Genomic DNA, 16,658 nt, shown 5'->3' on the forward strand with positions numbered 1-16,658 from the left:
TTGGCTCCGGGTGCGGTGGAGGTCGGCAGGGCGTTCGGCTCCGGCGGCATGGTTGTCAACCTTACCGTTTTCATGGAATAGCTCTGCCCGCTTTGGGAGGAGAAACGGTCTGCATGCGCTGTCTCGTGATTGATCTCGGTGCCGGTTCCGGCCGCGCCATGCTGGCTGAATTCGTCGATGGCCGTCTGTCCATCCGTGCGCTGACGCGGTTCACCGGTTACGAGGTGCGCGAGGCGGACGGGCCTGCCTGGTCGATCGACATCATCCGGGACGGGATCCGGAAGGGGCTGGAAACGGCGGCTTCGTTCGGCGCGGTCGATTCCGTCGCCATCGACAGCTGGGGCGTCGATTTCGTGCTGATCGATGCCAAGGGCGATATCGTCGATCCGCCGCGGACCTATCGCCATCCGCGCGGCGGGGTCGGGCTTGCGGCGCTCGCCGCCCATCACGACCGGATCGCGGCGCGGACCGGCCTGCAGATCATCCCGATCGCCACGCTGTTCCATCTCAGCCAGTGGGCAAAGGACAATCCGGACAAGCTGGAACGCGCCGAGCAGGTGCTGATGATTGCCGATTACTTCGCCTTCGCGCTGTCGGGCGTGGCGCGCTGCGAGCGGACGCTGGCCCGAACCACCGGCTTTCTCTCCGTCGAGACAAATGACTGGGACGAGGAGATCATCGATCTTGCCTCCCTGCCGCAGCGCATTTTCGGGCCGATCGTGCCTGCCGGCACCGTGCTCGGTCCGCTTCGTCCGGATCTTGCCTCCCTGCCGGGGCTTGACGGGACGCGGGTCGTTTCGGCCGCAGGCCACGACACGGCCTGTGCGGCCTTTGCTCTTGCGCCGGAGCCGGGTGAGGCCTTTGCCGTCTGCGGCTCGTGGAACCTTCTGGGTGTTGATGTGCCGGCCGGTTATCTGCCGGAGGAGACGGGCCCTTGGGGCTTCGGCCTCGAAGGCGGGGTCGGTGCGCGCGCCATCCTCGACCGGGCGCTGCCCGGCCTCTTCCTGATGCGGCGCCTGCAGGACAGCCTCGCGGCACGCCGCGGCGAGACGGTGGATTTTGCCCGTCTCAGCGCGTTGGCGCTTGCGGCTGACCCTTCGACACCGGCGATCGCACCCTCCGATCCGCTGTTCTTCGATCCCGTCGACATGGTCGCTGCGATGGAAGACCATCTGCCGTCCCTCAAAGGTGCCAGCATCGGTGCCCTGGCCCGATCGCTCTATGTCGGGCTGGCGCGGGAAGCGGGCGAGACGATCCGCCAGCTCGGCCTGCTGTCCGGCCGCGCCATCCATACCGTTCGGGTCGGCGGTGGGGGCAGTCAGGATCCGGCATGGATGCAGCTTCTGGCCGAGGAAACCGGCTGCCGCGTTGTCGCCGGTCCGGTGGAGGCGAGCGTGGTGGGCAATGCACTGATCCAGTTGACGGCGCTCGGCGCCATCCCGTCGCTTGAAGCGGCGCAGGCCCTGGCCCGGGCCGGAGCCGGCATGGAGCCGGTGATCGGCTGATCACCCTTTCGTTTTGTCGCTTCCCGGCCTTTTGTGACTTCCGGGAATTGCATCCCCCTTCCGTTTCGAAGATGGTATGCCGCAAGGTCGAACATGCTGGGTGCTTCGGCCGGTGGAGGATCGATGTCGCTTCGTACGGAACGCCGCCGCCACACCGTCGAGCGAACCTCATCGCTCTTGCTGGCGAGCCTGATCCTGATCATCGTCATCCTGACGAGTGGATGGCTTGTGCAGAGCTACAAGGCAGCGCGCGACAATCTGACGGAGCGGGTGACGGCCTCGACGAAGATCGTGGCAACGCATGCGCAGTGGCTGAATGCAGCGGCGTGGCAGGCCTTGCGCCGCATCGATGACGCGCTCCCGGCCAGTGTCGGCGACACCAATGCGGCGCAGATCGCCAATATCCAGGACGCCGTCAAGGATCTGCCGGGACGGGTGCAGGCCTACGTTGTCGATGCCAACGGGCAGACCGTCTACTCGACCGATCCGCAGGTGAAGCCCATCAACATCACCGACCGTGCGTATTTCTCCGCGCTGAAGGACGGTGCACAGACCTATGTTTCCAGCCTTCTTACCAGCCGCCTGAACGGCCAGCAGATCTTCGTCTTCAGTCGACGCCTGTCGGAAGGCGGCGTGTTTCGCGGCGCCGCCATGGTGTCCTTCGAGGTCAATGTCCTTGCCCCGATCTGGGAGTCGGTTGCACTCGGCTCCAATTCGACCATCAGCCTGTTTCGCAATGACGGCGTGCTGGTGGCGCGCTACCCGACTGTCGAACCGCTGCCGGACAGCAAGACGACGCCGCGCTTTATCGAGCAGTTGAAAGAGGCATCGGCGGGCAACTACGAGATCATCTCGCCCATCGACGGCGTGCAGCGCATGGTCGGCTATGCCGCCGTGCCGGGGACGCGTTTCGTTGTTGTCTCGGCTGCGGACTATGCCCAGGGCATGGAGGGTTTCTGGCGCAACTTCGCGCTCGCCATGGGGCTGGCGACCATTGCCATCCTCGGCGCGCTGGTGGCGGGATGGTGGATCCGTTCGCTCTACCGTCACGAGGAGATGCAGGCCGCGCAGATCCGGCAGGCCAATGAACAGAACGAGCTGCTGCTGCGCGAGATCCATCACCGGGTGAAGAACAACCTGCAATCGGTTCAGTCGCTGCTGAGAATCCAGACGCTACCGCCTGAGACGCAGAAGGTGCTCTCGAACCGCATCGGTGCGATGGTGGCCGTGCATGAGCGCATCTACAGCCAGGACGGTTTCCAGGAAATCGACCTTCCGGCGCTGGTGATGGCGGTGGTGGACCGGCTCGTGGAAGCCTATGCGAGCCCGGTCAAGGTTCGCTACGACATCGATCCGGTTCCGGTCGACAATGAATGCGCCACGCCGCTAGCGCTGCTCTTTACCGAGCTCGTGACCAATTCGATCAAATACGCCTTCCCCGACCAGCCGGATCCGCAGATCACCATCACGATCCGCGGTTATGAGAACGGGCGTGCCACGATGACGGTGCGCGACAATGGCAAGGGCTTCGATGTGGACAAGACGCCAAAGAACATGGGCAGCCGGCTGATGACGGGTGCCGTGCGGCAGCTTGGCGGCAGCGCCCGCTTCGAGCGTGATGGCGGCACGGTATTCCACGCCGAGGTCACGATCCGCAGCCCCAAGCTGGCGTCGAAGCGGCAGGCCAGCGCTTGAAGATTGCTGGGTGGCTGGTGCGCCGGGGCGGGATCAGTCCTGCGAGGGCAGGCTCGGCCAGTGGCGGTCACACCGGAAATCGGTGGGCACCGGGCCTGCGGCGGCAAAGCGTTCGCCAACGAGATCCATCTGGTTGACGACATAGGCGTGGGCGCGCAGCGCATTTTCGCCGCAGCGCTGCATGACATGGTGCAGCCGCCGCGCCGCTTCCGCCGCGACATCCGCGGTGGTCGGCTCGTGCAGGCGGCCGGCCTCGTCGGAGATGGAAATCAGATAGGGGCGGTAGCGCTGCGTCATCGGTCTTTCAATCGGTGGATGACGCCACCATGGCCGGCGAGGCTTGCTCGGGGGTGGAGGGATGCGTTGCCTGCGCCACCCCCGGAAATGGTCGGTCAGGCCGGGTCGAGCGTCCAGACGACCGTCCAGGGCCCAATGTCGCCGTTGGCGCCGAAGTTTCCCTCGATCCACAGAATACGCCCTGCCGGCGCTTCGATCGTCCCACCCGGCGTGGCGGAGAGGTTGGCGGTCAGCGTGAGCCGGCTGCCATCGCCGAGCGTCCAGACGGTCTCCAACAGGGATGCGCCAAGGATGCGGCTTTCCGCCTGCCGACCGATGCCGGTGAGCCGCGGGATGATGACGGCGCGGCGAAGCGCGATGAGGCGCTGGTAGAGCGACAGGCGCTCGGCCTGCGGACCGGAGAGGCGTTCCGGCCAGTTCAGCCGGGCGCTCTCGAAGGTTTCCGGCGCGGTCGGGTCCGGCGGCTCGCCGGCGTGATCCTCAAAGCCCGGCAGACGGGAGAGTTCCTTTCCGCGACCTTCCCGGACCGCGGCGTTCAGTTCTTCGTTGAAGTCGCAGAAATAGGGGAAGGGCGTCGTCGCGTCCCATTCCTCGCCCATGAAGATCATGGGGATCTGCGGTGCCAGCAGATAAAGCGCGGCGATGGCGCGAATGGCTTCCGGCGGAGCGACGGCATTGATGCGGTCACCGAAGGCGCGGTTGCCGACCTGGTCGTGGTTCTGGATGAAGGCGACGAAGGCGGTCGGCGGCAGGTGGGCGCTCGGCTTTCCCCGCTCGCTGCCGCGATAGGGCATGGTCTCGCCCTGAAAGACGAAGCCGTCGGCAAGTGCCCGGCCAACTTTCTCGTCGCCCTCGTAATCCGCGTAGTAGCCGGTCGTTTCGCCGGTGGCGGCGACATGCAGCACGTGGTGGATGTCGTCGTTCCACTGGGCATTATAGGCCACGGGCCGGCCATCGGTGTCCCGCTCCAGCAGGGCCGGGTCGTTCTCCTCGTTTTCGACCACGAGGTGCACATGCCGGTCGCCGGCGGCGGCGCGGATACGGCGGGCCATTTCGAAAAGCAGGTGTTCCTCGCTGTCGTCGATGAGCGCGTGGACGGCGTCGAAGCGCAGGCCGTCGAGACGGTATTCGAGGATCCAGTAGATGGCGTTTTCGATGATGAAGTCGCGCGCGTCGCGGGCGCCCGTGTCATCGAGGTTGACGGCATCGCCCCAGGGCGTGTGGTGGTGATCGGTGAAGATCGGCGCCATCAGCGGCAGGTAGTTCCCATCAGGGCCGAAGTGGTTGTAGACCACGTCGAGGAAGACCGAGATGCCGCGCGCATGGGCCGCATCCACGAAGGCCATCATCTCTTCCGGTCGGCCATAGCGGTTGTCTGGCGCATAGGGCAGCACGCCGTCATAGCCCCAGTTGCGACGGCCGGAGAAGTCGGCGACCGGCATGATCTGGATGGCGGTGATGCCGAGCGCTGCGAGGTGATCCAGCCGCTCGATGGCGGCGGTGAAGGTGCCGTCCGGCGTAAACGTGCCGATGTGCAGCTCGTAGAGGATGGTTTCTTCCCATGGCCGACCGCGCCAGTCGGGCGTCAGCCAGCTGAAGGAGCGGGTGTGGACGATCTCGCTCGGCCCATGCACATCCTCCGGCTGGTGGCGGGAGGCGGGGTCCGGCACGCGGGTTCCGTCCTCGAGCCGGAAGGCATAGCGGGCTCCGGCCGCGCAAGGGGCGTGCGCGAAGTGCCAGCCCTTGTCATCGCGCTGCATCGCCTGCGGCGCGTGGCCTTCCACCTCCAGCATCACCGTCTGTTGACGCGGCGCCCAGAGGCGGAACTCGAAACCATTGTCGCATGGGGTGGGGCCGAAGGAATAGGTGAACACGTGGGGCCGCTCCTGTTGTTCTGTCCGATGTCATTCAAACCACGGTGCGGGCCTCGCCGTTCCGTCGCCGCGGCTTGGGTCTTGCCGCAAGGTCTGCGGCGCGTGTCATGGCAGCTCGATGGTGACATAGAGCGGCAGGTGGTCCGAGGCGAGGCGCGCAAGCGGCGAGCGCAGCACGCCTGTCGCCACAGGGCGAATATCCGGGCTGCCGAAAATGTGGTCGATGCGCAGGAACGGCAGGCGCGAGGGGAAGGTGGCGCCCGGCTTCGGCTTCAGCGCGCGCGGCAGGTCGGTCAGTGTGCCTGCAAGTGCGCGGTAAGGCGCCGAGCGGGGCGGCGAGTTCATGTCGCCGGCAATCAGCAGCGGGCCGGCGCGGCGTTCGGCGGCGCCGATCCAGTCGGGGCCGAGCAGCGCGTTCACCTGCTTCATGCGGTCGCTGCCGCGAAGCCCGAGATGGGTGACGATCACCTGCAACGTCGTTTCGCCGAGATCGACTTCCACCCAGAGCGCGCCGCGAGCCTCGCCGCGGGCGGGAAGCGCAGCGGCTTTCACGAGGCGGGTGGGGAAAGCGGTCAGAAGGGCGTCGCCGTAGCGCTCGTTCTCGACGTGCAGCGCCGGGTGGAAATGCGCTTCCATGCGCAGTTGGTCGGCAATGACGCGTGCCTGGTCGATGCCGCCGCTGCGCAGCCGCTCCGCATCCACCTCCTGCAGCGCGATGATGTCGGCACCCGTTTCGGCGATCGTGTCGGCGATGCGTTTCGGGTCAAGTCGGCGATCGGTGCCGAAGCAGCTGTGAATGTTGTAGGTGGCGATCGTCAGGCGGCGCGGCATGGTGGCGTCGGCGGGCTCCTCTTTGGGATGTCCCAAGCGGCGGCTTGGGCGGGCGTGGCAGGCCGGACGGAGGCAATGGCAATTCCGTTCGCCGGTCAGGGAACACGTTGGGCCTGCATTTCGTTCCGCATCGAATTGCAAGCGGAGACCCCCATGGCCCTGACCTCGAAGCGCAGCCTGTTCAATATCGTCATGGTGGTCGCGACCCTCGGCGCGATGGTGCTCGTCTACCGCGGGCTGAGCCGTTATTCCTGGGACGAGATCTGGCAGTCGCTGAGCGCGATTTCGGCAGGCCACATGCTTGGCGCGCTGGGGTTCATGGCGCTCTCCTATGTCGCGCTCACCTTCTTCGACTATCTCGGCCTTCGCTATGCCGGTCACCCGCTCACCTACTGGAAGGCCGCGATCGCTTCCTTCTCGGGCCTTGCCATCGGACACAATGTCGGCGTGGCCGCACTTTCGAGCGGCGCGGTGCGCTACCGCTTCTATTCGCGCTTTGGGCTCAGCAACGAGGAGATCGCCAAGGTCATCCTGTTCTGCGGCGTGACGGTCGGTGTCGGCCTCATCTCCCTTGCCGGCATCAGCCTGCTGTTCCTGCCGGATCTGGCCGGTCGGGTCGCGGGTCTCGGCAATGATGGCGCACGGATTGCCGGTATCGTCTGCCTGCTCATCATCGCCGCCTATCTCGCCGCTGCTGCCTTCGTGCGGGGCACGGTGACGATCCGCAAGTGGACCTTCGATATGCCCGGCCTTCCGCTGGCCTTGGGGCAGGTGGCTGTCGGCACCGCCAATTTCGTCTTCGTCGCGGCCTGTCTGCACCAGCTAGTCGGCGGGGAGGCCGGCTTCGGCGCCGTGACGGCGGCCTATGTGGTCGGCAATCTCGCGGCCGTCGTCAGCCATGTGCCGGGCGGTATCGGCGTCTTGGAGGCGACGATTTCCTACGTGATGGGCGGGGCCGCGTCGATCGGCGCGCTGATCGCCTTCCGCGTCATCTACTTCTTCCTGCCGCTGCCCTTTGGTCTGCTCTGCCTGTTTGGTGGCGAGATCGCCAACCGCGTGCGCGGCGCGGCCGGCGGCGAAATGGAACGGCCCGCATCCTGAGGGATACGGGCCGGACGTCTGGCGGCACGAATGGTGCTTCAGCCGCGGGCGAAGAGGCGGAAGAGCCGCGGCAGCGGCCACCAGGGTTCGCGCGGGTCCACGAGATCGGTGCCGGGCACCAGATCGGTCGGCCCGTCCTTTCGCGCATCCTCAAAGGGCCGCAGGCCGCGGGGCCCGACATTGAGCTGGTCAAAGGCCGCCGTCAGCGAACCATTGCCGGACAGGATGGCCGAGAGAACCTCTTCCGAAGCGCCAAGATGTTCCGCGAAAAGGCGTGTGCGCAGCGCCAGGATGGCGGCGCGATCTTCGGGGCGATGGGCCTCCAGCGCGAGATCCAGTTCGCTGTCGAGCTTTTCCGAGCGCTGGTTGAAGTTGGAGGAACCGACGCGCAGGAACAGGTCGTCCACGACGATGATCTTGGAATGGACGATCACTTCCTCCGCCGTTCCATCGGCGCGCGGCACGACCGGAAAGCCGGTGCGCAGGCGCCCGTAGCGATCGGAAGCCATCAGCTTGCGCAGCAGCCGGTCACGGTTGGCGCCAAGCACGACGCGCTCCAGGAAGCCGTGGGAGCTGCGCGTGGTGATGATGACGATCTCGGGGCCATTGGGGTCTTCGAGCTTTTCGCAGAGAAGGCGGGCGATCTTGCGCGAGGCGAAATACTGGTTCTCGATGTAGATGTGACGCCGCCCCCGGGACAGCGCGTCGAGCGTCAGGCGCATGGCCTCGTTGCGGCCCTTGCGGCCGCGCAGGCCGGGTTCGGTGCGGGCCAGCGACACGTCGATGTTGCGGAAGGCGGGTTCGGTGATGAAGTGCGCGGCGTTGGGCCTGGGGCGGGCATGGGCCACGCGCTTGCGGCTGGCACGCAGCCAGCGCCGGCGGGCGATGTCGCCGATGGCCGCCGCTGCCGCACCTTCCACCACGCTCTGGGCATCATGCACCGGACCATAAAGCCCGCCATCGGGCAGCGTGCGACGCGGATCGTCCGGACGGTGCTCGGGCGTATCCCAGCGCTTGGCGGTAAGATCGATGCCACCGGCAAAGGCGATGTGGTCGTCGATGACGACGATCTTCTGGTGGTGCGAGCCGCGAATGGCGTGGCGCGTATCGAAGCAGATCTCGATGCGCTCGTGCTCGTTCCAGCCTTGACCGGAGAACATCTTGAGCGACTTCCCGGAATAGATGGGACCCATCGCCCAGACGAGGATGCGGACGGTAAGCCCCGGCTTCTCCTCCACCAGAGTCCGAAGGCGGTGGCCGAGCGTGGGGCTGTCGGGATCGTCCGGCCGCAGGCGGATATCCGGGTTGAAGTCCCAGCCGACGATCCAGAGCTGTTCCTGCGCGTCGTCCAGCGCCCGGTCGAGCGCTTCGTAGTAGGCGGCGCCGTCGATCAGCAGGGCGAAGCGGTCGGCTCTGGCGGTGCGCCAGGCGTTGTCACCCGGACGGGCGATGGGGTGCGCGGTCGTCGATCGACGGCGCTTGAAGGCGGAGAAGAGGCGTTCGTGTTTCAAGACGGGTTCCCAACACGGTCATGGCGCGTGCCCGGCAAGGCCGGCACTCCCCGCGAAACGAGCGAGGCTGGCGATTGTTCCGTCGGCGGTGGCATGGGTGCGGCCGGAGCGGGGAACAAAGCCCTTGTCGGCCCGTTTAGCTTCGCCCCTCAGGAGAACCCTCTGCCAATGCCCCTTCCCACCGCCACCTATCGCCTGCAGTTCCGCAATGGCATGACTTTCGACACCGCCCGCGCCCGCATCCCCGCCATCAAGGCTCTCGGCATCAGCCATCTCTATGCATCGCCGGTCTTTACCGCCACGACAGGCTCCACCCATGGCTATGATGTCACGGATGCCAACGGCATCGATCCCGTGCTTGGCGGCCTGGCGGGGCTGGAAAAACTGGCACGGGCGTTGAAGGCGGAGGGGATTGGCCTCATCCTCGACATCGTGCCGAACCACATGGCGTCCTCCCTTGAAAATGCCTGGTGGAAAAGCGTGGTCCGCCACGGTGCAGGGAGCCCATTTTCCCGTCATTTCGACATCGACTGGCAAGAGCGTCTGACGCTGCCCTTCCTTGGCGAAAGTGCGGAAGAGGCCATTGCAGCGGGCAATCTCCGGCTGGGCGTCGATCCGGACGACCATGGTCCGTCGCTTGCCTATTACGACACGCATTATCCGCTGACGCCTGAAAGCTGGGGCATGCTCGCAGACGCGCTGCCGGATCCCGAGGTCGCGCAGGGGCTGTCCGCGCTGGCCGCCGAGGCCGGACCGGGCGGCAACTGGCCGGCGGAACGGCTGAAGACACTCGCCGCGCGTCTTGAGGGAATGCTCGAGGCGCTTTCCGGCAATGCGGCCCTGCTGCAAGCCTTGCACGACCGTCAGCCCTATGTGCTGAAGGACTGGCGGACCGCGTGCAAGCACCTGACCTATAGGCGCTTCTTCGAGGTAACGGGTCTGGTCGGGCTTCGCGTCGAAGATCCTGCCGTCTTCGAGGACAGCCATCGGCTTGTCGTCGATCTCGTGCGGCGGGGGCTGGTGGATGGCTTGCGCATCGACCATGTGGATGGCCTCGCCGATCCCGCGGCCTATCTGCAGCGGCTGAGGGCGGCGGTCGGGGCGGAAGTCTACATCGTCGTTGAGAAGATCCTCGAGGAGGACGAAACCATTCCCGGTGACTGGCCGATCGAGGGGACGACGGGCTACGAGTTCATCACGGCGCTAACCCACCTTCTCGTGGACGAGACCGACACCGGCGTGCTGCACCGCGCCTTTGCCGATGCCGCCAATGATGACCGGCCATTGGCCGCGCAGGCGCTGGAGGCCAAGGACCTCATGCTTTCTGTAAACTTCGAAGGCGAGGTGACGCGGCTTTCACGGCTTCTGGCCGATGCTTCGAAGGCGTCCGGCGATGATCTGCCGGTCGAAGCCTTCGGCGAAGCGGTGCGGAGCATGATCCGCGCCTTGTCCGTCTACCGGACCTATGTGACGGCAGACGGCGCGAGCGACACCGATCGCCGACGCCTTGCATCGATCACGGAAACGGCTGGCGAGACGGTGACCGGGCAGGCGGCGCGCGATGCCGTCGCATTCGTGGCGCGGCTGATGACGGAGGCGATGCCGGATGTCGATGGCCATCTGCTCTCGGAAATCCGGGCGCGTTTCCAGCAGCTTAGCGGTCCCATCATGGCCAAGGCCATGGAAGACACGCTCTTCTATCGCTACGGCGCCATGCTGGCGCTGAACGAGGTGGGCGGCAATCCGGGCCAGCGGCCGGGCGGCCCGAATGCGTTCCACACCCGCATGGTCCGGCGGCAGGCTGACATGCCCCACGCGCTCTCGGCCACCTCTACGCATGATACCAAGCGCGGTGAGGATGCGCGGGCGCGCCTTGCCACGCTCAGCGAAATGCCGGCCCTGTGGATCGCGGCCGTCACCCGCTGGCGGCGGCTGAACGCGCCGCTCGTGCCGGTTCTCGCTTGCGGACCGGCGCCGGAAGCCTGGGTGGAGTGGACGATCTACCAGGCCATGCTCGGCGCCTGGCCGATCGGCGGACGGCAGGATCCCGAGTTCGCCGGACTTGCCGAGCGCTTCGACGCCTTTGTCGAGAAGATGCTACGCGAGGCAAAGACGCGTACCAACTGGGGGGCGCCCGACACGGCCTATGAGGAAGCGGTGCGCGGCTTCGCCCGCCACTTGCTCGACCCCGAGGCGAGCGCGGTGTTTCTCGCGGATTTCGAGAAGACGGCGCAACCCTTCCTCGCGGCCGGGCTCGTCAACTCGCTGTCCCAGACAGTTGCGAAACTTCTGGCGCCCGGCATTCCCGACATCTATGCCGGCAGCGAGCATGCGGATTTCTCGCTCGTCGACCCCGACAATCGCCGTCCGCTCGGCCCTGTCGTTCTGCCGGGATACCCGTTGTCCGTTCCGACGCCGGAGACCTTCACGCGCTACAAGCAGGCGCTGATGCGTCGCCTGCTGTCCCTGCGCAACATGCCGCAGGTGGGAGAAGCGTTTGCCGGTGACTATCGTCCCCTGGCGATTGAGGGGCCGGCCGCCCGCCATTTCCTCGCCTTCGAGCGGCGCGGGCGCGACTGCGCCGTCATTGCCATCCTGCCGCGCTGCGTGGCGGGACGGCTGGTGGAGGGCACGCTGATGCTCGATACGGACCTGACCGTGGCGGCCGACATCGCGCTTCCCTTCGACCTTTCCGGTCGCCTCATCAATGCGCTGACGGGGGAGCGTATCGACGCCAACTTCGTCGCTTCGGTCGGATCGCTTCTTGGCGAGCACCCCGTCGCCGTGCTCGCGACGGGGTGAGCAGGGATTTTGCTGCGTGCACGACACGAAAAAGGGCTGCCCGTCAGGACAGCCCTTTTTCAATCAACCTGTCTCACCCGCCTCAGGCGGCGCCGACGGCTGCCGTGACGCTGTTGGCCGCGACCGGCATCACGATGGGTGCCTTGGTGCTTGCCGCCGGGCTTTCAACCCACAGCAGGCCAGCCTCGATCGCCGCGCCGATCATGGCTTCGCGGGCGGCTTCGGTTTCGCGGGGTTCCGTGAGGGCGTTGCGGCAGCGGTCGAGGGCTGCGGCATAGTGATGGCCGCGGCGCATCGGCCATTCTGCCTCAAGAAAATCCAGCGCGTCGTAGGGGCTGCGAACCTCGTGGCGGATGCCGCAATGAAGCTTGAGCGTAACGGGACGAAACCAGGTGATGTAATGCATTACCATTTCCTTGCCTCCATAGTGCGCTTCAAACGCCCCGCCGAAGGGAAGGTTCCGCTTAGTTTCGATGATATCGAGAAAATTTTTGATTGCACCGCAACAGGCGCGGAGACGACTGCAGGACCGCGATGGCGGCGCCGTTCCATCCCGGTGCCGTGGCCGCCGGGATGGAAATTTTGGGCATTAATTCAGAATCTTATTGCAAATCGATTTGATCGCTCACGTCTGCCGGAGGCCCGGAGGTTATCTGCTACCACCGGTGGTGGACGTGCGGCGCAATCAGGCGCTCATAGATGTCGTGCGTTGCCGTCATGGCCGCTTGTGACAGCGGCGGCAGGTCGGCAGCCTGAGCATTGGCGCGGGCCTGTTCGGCGTTGCGCGCACCGGGGATGACGACGGTCACGGCATCCGCCATCAGGATCCACCGCAGCGCGAAGGCCGCCATGGCCTGGTCGGCCGGCACAAGCTTGCGGATTTCCTCGACGGCCTCAAGGCCGACCTCGAAGGGAACGCCGGCGAAGGTCTCGCCCACGTCGAAGGCTTCACCGTTGCGGTTGAAGGCACGGTGGTCGTCGGAGGCGAACGTGCTTGCCGCCGTGATCTTGCCGGAGAGCAGGCCGCTCGCCAGGGGAACGCGCGCGATGACGGCCACTTTCTTTGCCTGAGCCTCGCGGAAGAAGAGATGCGACGGCCGCTGGCGGAAGATGTTGTAGATGATCTGGATGCTTTCGACACCCGGATAGTCGATCGCCTTCAGCGCTTCCTCGACTTTCTCGACGCTGACGCCGTAGCCCCTGATCTTGCCCTTGGCCTTCAGGGCCTCCAGCGCATCGAAGACACCGCGGCGGTACAGCACCTCGGTCGGCGGGCAGTGAAGCTGTACGAGGTCGAGCGTTTCGACGGCCAGGTTTTTCAGGCTGCGGTCGATGAAGGCTTCGAGATTTTCCGCGGTGTAGCCATCGGCGACATGCGGGCTCAGCCGCCGGCCCGCCTTGGTGGCGACCATCGGCCGGGGACCGCTGCGGCCCGAGAGCACGTCGGCCACGATGCGCTCGGAGCGGCCGTCGCCATAGACATCGGCGGTGTCGATGAAGGTCATGCCCGCATCCAGCGCTGCATTGAGGGCGGCGCGGCCATCGGCCTCGCTCACCTCGCCCCAGGAGCCGCCGATCTGCCAGGCGCCGAAGCCGACGGGGGTAACGGTGAAGGGCATGCGCCCGAAGGGTCGTTGGTGCATCGTGATCTCCATGGGTGATGTCTTCGCGTCCAGATGGGGCGCTGCCGGGTGGAGGAAAGGGTGGGTCAGGGAAGGTGGAACATTTTCACCAGCGGTATCTGCACCGGCGTGTTGTCGGGTTCCACGGCCATGATGTCGGCCATGTAATCCCACCAGCGGCGCACGATCTCGTTTTGCGGCAGGGCGTCCATCGTGTGGTCCTCAGGACGCTTCAGAATGGCGAAGAGATGGTGTGTCTCCTCGTCCAGCCAGATGGAATAATCGCTTGCGCCAGCCTCGGTGAGGAGCGCTGCCAGCTCCGGCCAGATCTCGTCATGGCGCTTGCGGTATTCTGCCGCCTGTCCCTCGTTCAGGATCATCCGAAACGCAATCGTTTCCATGTTTGGCCTCCCTGTCTGCCTGCCTGTGCGGCCGCGACGTGACCCGAAGGACGGCCTCCCGTCAAGACCGAAGCGCATGTCGCGAACACGGCGCGCGCAGTCACGCGACGATGACGCAATCGTGCCTGGGGCGGGAACCAATCCGTCGATAGGGTCATTGTCTCAACGGCCAATGGTGGCCAACGCACGGCCTGCTCGGTCCTGCGAAGGGAAGGAGGTCAACATGTCGAACTTGCCAGACCTGCATGACGGTCATGCACCCATCACCCTGCAGCAGCTTTTCGGGGAGGCGCTCGACGCCTTCGATGACTGGGAACCGGGTTCCAGCGAACCCACCGTGACGCATGAAGGGCAGATCTATCCGATCAGCGCCGTCTTCGACCGGATGCGGGGCTGCACGGATATCCTGCCGAACAATCTTGTCGTGATCCTGAAGGAAAGGGTGACGAAGCCCCTGACGAGCGAGGCCTATGACCAGATCCCGTTTTCCACGGCGGCCCGCGTGATGGGCATTCTGGTCCGCCGCCGCCGGCGTTCCGAGCCGTCGGACATTGCCGGCCTGATCGAGGCCATGACCCACAGCCGTCCGTCGCCGGTACGGCCGTAACCGGAGGCCGAGAGGGCCTGACATGAAAAGCGGGAGATCCGGTGCCGGATCTCCCGCTTTTCGTTTTCATAGAGGTCAGCCGATCAGGCGGCGGCGCGCTGCAGGCGCTGGGCGACCATGGCGCGGAGCGCGCCGAGATCCTTGGCGAAGGCGCGGATGCCTTCGGCGATCTTTTCGGTCGCCATGGCGTCTTCGTTCAGCATCCAGCGGAAGGTCTTCTCGTCGATGTCGAGCTTCGGCTGCGCCGAGACCGTTTCCGGCGAGAGCTTGCGCGTCAGCGTGCCGGTGTCCTTTTCGAGCTCGTCGAGCAGGTTCGGCGAGATGGTCAGGCGGTCGCAGCCGGCCAGCGCCTCGATTTCACCCGTGTTGCGGAAGGAGGCGCCCATGACGATCGTGTCGATGCCGTGGGTCTTGTAATAGGCGTAGATGTCGCGCACCGAGAGCACGCCCGGATCTTCTTCCGGCGTGTAGTCCTTGCCCGTCGACTTCTTGTACCAGTCGAGGATGCGGCCGACGAAGGGCGAGATGAGGAAGGCGCCGGCATCGGCGCAGGCAACGGCCTGGGCCTTGTTGAACAGCAGCGTCAGATTGCAGTCGATGCCTTCCTTCTGGAGGACTTCGGCGGCGCGGATGCCTTCCCAGGTGGAGGCAAGCTTGATGAGGATGCGGTCACGCTCGATGCCGCGGTCCTTGTAGGCCGCGATGATCTGGTGGGCCTTTTCGATCGAGGCCTTGGTGTCGAAGGAGAGGTCCGCATCGACTTCGGTCGAGACGCGGCCGGGCACGAGGCCGACCAGCGCTGCGCCGACGGAGATGGCGAGGCGATCGGCAACGGCAGCGACGACGGCGTCGGACGAGCCTGTCTGCGAATTGCCCCACTTGACGGCTTCATCGACCGCATCGGCAAACATGGGCGTGCCCAACGCCTTCAGCACGATGGTCGGGTTTGTGGTGCAATCGACCGGCTTCAGGCGGGCAACCGCCTCGATATCGCCGGTGTCGGCCACCACGGTGGTCATGCTGCGCAGTTGTTCAAGCTTGGATGCCACGGATCTGTCCTCCGAAATCGGCGACGGGACGGCGTGTCCCGCGCCTTGAAACGTTCTTCCTCCCGAAAGGAGGCCAAAGGCGGCGGGTCTCTGTCCCGTCCTTCCTCTCTCCTCTGCCTTATCGTGCAATCATGGCATTTTTGTCAAATCATTTGATCAAAAGTCGCGCCGAATGCTAAAGACAAAAGCAGGGTGAATGGGCAGGCGCCCCGCGCCGGTACAGGACACAAGAGAAAACGAGGACAGGATGGCGAAGCTTCCGCGACATGCGCCCGTGCTTCTGGAAACGCGGTCGCTGCGCGCCCGGGCCGCCTGGCTCTATTACAATCGCGGCATGACGCAAAAGGACATCGCCGAGCATCTGGGGGTCAGCCGTTCCACGGTGATCCGCATGCTGGACGAGGCCCGCAAGCGTGCCGAGGTGCAGATCATCATCAACCAGACGCCCGGTGAATGCACCGAGCTGGAGATGCTGCTGGAAGAGCGCTACGGGCTGGACGAGGCGATCGTGGTGCCGGGCGAGGGCGATGCGCTGCAGACGGCGCGCGATGTGGGGGCTGCACTCGGCCGCTTCCTCTCCGACGTCATCACCGACGGCGCCGTCGTCGGCGTCGGCTGGGGGCGCACGCTGAATGCCTCGCTGCAGACCTTCTGTCCCAGCCGCCGCGAGGGCGTGCAGGTCCTCTCGCTCCTTGGCGGCCTCGTGGACACGACCGTCATCAACCCGGTCGAATATTCCTGGCGCATGGCGAGCCTGCTGGGCGGCGAATGCCTGCTCTTTCTCGCGCCGCTCATCGTCGATAGCGCGGAGACCAAGCGGCGGCTGATCGAGCATTGCGGGCTCGGCCAGCTGATGGATCTCGCCAACCATCTCGACATCGCCGTGGTCAGCTGCGGCGATTTCGTGCTGTCGGGCACCTCACTGTCGCACAACTTCATCGCCGATGCCGACCAGAAAAGCCTGCTTCAGGCCGGCGCGATCTGCGACACCATGTGCCACTTCCTCGATGCCGAGGGGCGCACGGTGGATCATCCGATCCACGACCGCGTCATGTCCGTCGGGCTCGACACGGTCGCGCGGGCCAAGCACATCGTGCTCGCCTCCGGCGGCGCCCACCGCGCCCGCGCCATCCGCGCCACCATGCGGCGCACGGGGTGCCACACGCTGGTGACGGACGAGGGCGCGGCGCGGATCCTGCTGGAACTGGCGGGGTGATGGGGTGGGTGGGCTTCCCTCGCCGTCAACGCGGTTGCTGATCGAGTGACAGGCAGGGCTTCCCTTCTCTGCGTCGTCCTCGGGCTTGACCCGAGGACCCATGCGGCGCCCTCTGCGCCCTTGGCCGTGGATCCTCGGCTCGGTGGC

14 protein-coding genes are annotated in these 16,658 nt (G+C 65.8%); 6 read left to right on the plus strand and 8 right to left on the minus strand.

What is annotated here, in order from left to right:
• Positions 1-113 precede the first annotated feature (113 nt).
• Positions 114-1,505, plus strand: a complete 1,392-nt coding sequence (locus ACED18_RS11045; protein ID WP_377292060.1) for a rhamnulokinase family protein — start codon at positions 114-116, stop codon at positions 1,503-1,505.
• A 123-nt stretch (positions 1,506-1,628) separates the two neighbouring features.
• Positions 1,629-3,200 (plus strand): sensor histidine kinase, encoded by a 1,572-nt coding sequence (locus ACED18_RS11050; RefSeq protein WP_377292062.1) that lies wholly within the window; start codon positions 1,629-1,631, stop codon positions 3,198-3,200.
• A gap of 33 nt (positions 3,201-3,233) precedes the next feature.
• On the opposite strand, the gene ACED18_RS11055 is transcribed toward ACED18_RS11050, so the two are convergent.
• The 3 genes from ACED18_RS11055 to ACED18_RS11065 form a co-directional block, all read right to left on the minus strand.
• Positions 3,234-3,497, minus strand: a complete 264-nt coding sequence (locus ACED18_RS11055) for a hypothetical protein (RefSeq protein ID WP_377292064.1) — start codon at positions 3,495-3,497, stop codon at positions 3,234-3,236.
• A gap of 95 nt (positions 3,498-3,592) precedes the next feature.
• Positions 3,593-5,371, minus strand: a complete 1,779-nt coding sequence (gene treZ, locus ACED18_RS11060) for a malto-oligosyltrehalose trehalohydrolase (RefSeq protein ID WP_377292066.1) — start codon at positions 5,369-5,371, stop codon at positions 3,593-3,595.
• A gap of 105 nt (positions 5,372-5,476) precedes the next feature.
• Positions 5,477-6,202, minus strand: a complete 726-nt coding sequence (locus ACED18_RS11065; protein ID WP_377292360.1) for an endonuclease/exonuclease/phosphatase family protein — start codon at positions 6,200-6,202, stop codon at positions 5,477-5,479.
• Positions 6,203-6,355: 153 nt separating this feature from the next.
• On the opposite strand from ACED18_RS11065, the gene ACED18_RS11070 reads away from it, so the two are divergent.
• Positions 6,356-7,303: a lysylphosphatidylglycerol synthase domain-containing protein gene (locus ACED18_RS11070; protein WP_377292068.1), complete on the plus strand. Its 948-nt coding sequence runs from the start codon at positions 6,356-6,358 to the stop codon at positions 7,301-7,303.
• A gap of 38 nt (positions 7,304-7,341) precedes the next feature.
• On the opposite strand, the gene ACED18_RS11075 is transcribed toward ACED18_RS11070, so the two are convergent.
• Positions 7,342-8,814 (minus strand): phospholipase D-like domain-containing protein, encoded by a 1,473-nt coding sequence (locus tag ACED18_RS11075; protein WP_377292070.1) that lies wholly within the window; start codon positions 8,812-8,814, stop codon positions 7,342-7,344.
• Positions 8,815-8,982: 168 nt separating this feature from the next.
• Between ACED18_RS11075 and treY the strand changes: the two genes are divergently transcribed.
• Positions 8,983-11,616 carry a malto-oligosyltrehalose synthase gene (gene treY / locus ACED18_RS11080; protein WP_377292072.1) on the plus strand — a complete coding sequence of 878 codons (2,634 nt, stop codon included), beginning with the start codon at positions 8,983-8,985 and terminating at the stop codon, positions 11,614-11,616.
• 82 nt (positions 11,617-11,698) lie between these two features.
• Here treY and ACED18_RS11085 read toward each other — a convergent pair whose 3' ends face one another.
• The 3 genes from ACED18_RS11085 to rhaM form a co-directional block, all read right to left on the minus strand.
• Positions 11,699-12,022 (minus strand): DUF982 domain-containing protein, encoded by a 324-nt coding sequence (locus ACED18_RS11085; RefSeq protein WP_377292074.1) that lies wholly within the window; start codon positions 12,020-12,022, stop codon positions 11,699-11,701.
• Between the two features lie 250 nt (positions 12,023-12,272).
• Complete coding sequence (locus ACED18_RS11090; RefSeq protein ID WP_377292076.1) at positions 12,273-13,259, minus strand: aldo/keto reductase; 987 nt, start codon at positions 13,257-13,259, stop codon at positions 12,273-12,275.
• A 65-nt stretch (positions 13,260-13,324) separates the two neighbouring features.
• Complete coding sequence (rhaM, locus tag ACED18_RS11095) at positions 13,325-13,639, minus strand: L-rhamnose mutarotase (RefSeq protein ID WP_377292078.1); 315 nt, start codon at positions 13,637-13,639, stop codon at positions 13,325-13,327.
• 223 nt (positions 13,640-13,862) lie between these two features.
• On the opposite strand from rhaM, the gene ACED18_RS11100 reads away from it, so the two are divergent.
• Positions 13,863-14,246, plus strand: coding sequence for a hypothetical protein (locus ACED18_RS11100; RefSeq protein ID WP_377292080.1), 384 nt, complete (start codon positions 13,863-13,865; stop codon positions 14,244-14,246).
• A gap of 83 nt (positions 14,247-14,329) precedes the next feature.
• Here the strand turns inward: ACED18_RS11100 and tal are convergent, their stop codons facing one another.
• Positions 14,330-15,295, minus strand: coding sequence for a transaldolase (tal, locus tag ACED18_RS11105; protein WP_377292082.1), 966 nt, complete (start codon positions 15,293-15,295; stop codon positions 14,330-14,332).
• A gap of 247 nt (positions 15,296-15,542) precedes the next feature.
• On the opposite strand from tal, the gene ACED18_RS11110 reads away from it, so the two are divergent.
• Complete coding sequence (locus ACED18_RS11110) at positions 15,543-16,511, plus strand: sugar-binding transcriptional regulator (RefSeq protein ID WP_377292084.1); 969 nt, start codon at positions 15,543-15,545, stop codon at positions 16,509-16,511.
• Positions 16,512-16,658 lie beyond the last annotated feature (147 nt).

It is taken from the genome of Rhizobium sp. SG2393 (assembly GCF_042610495.1).
Lineage (GTDB): Bacteria > Pseudomonadota > Alphaproteobacteria > Rhizobiales > Rhizobiaceae > RU20A.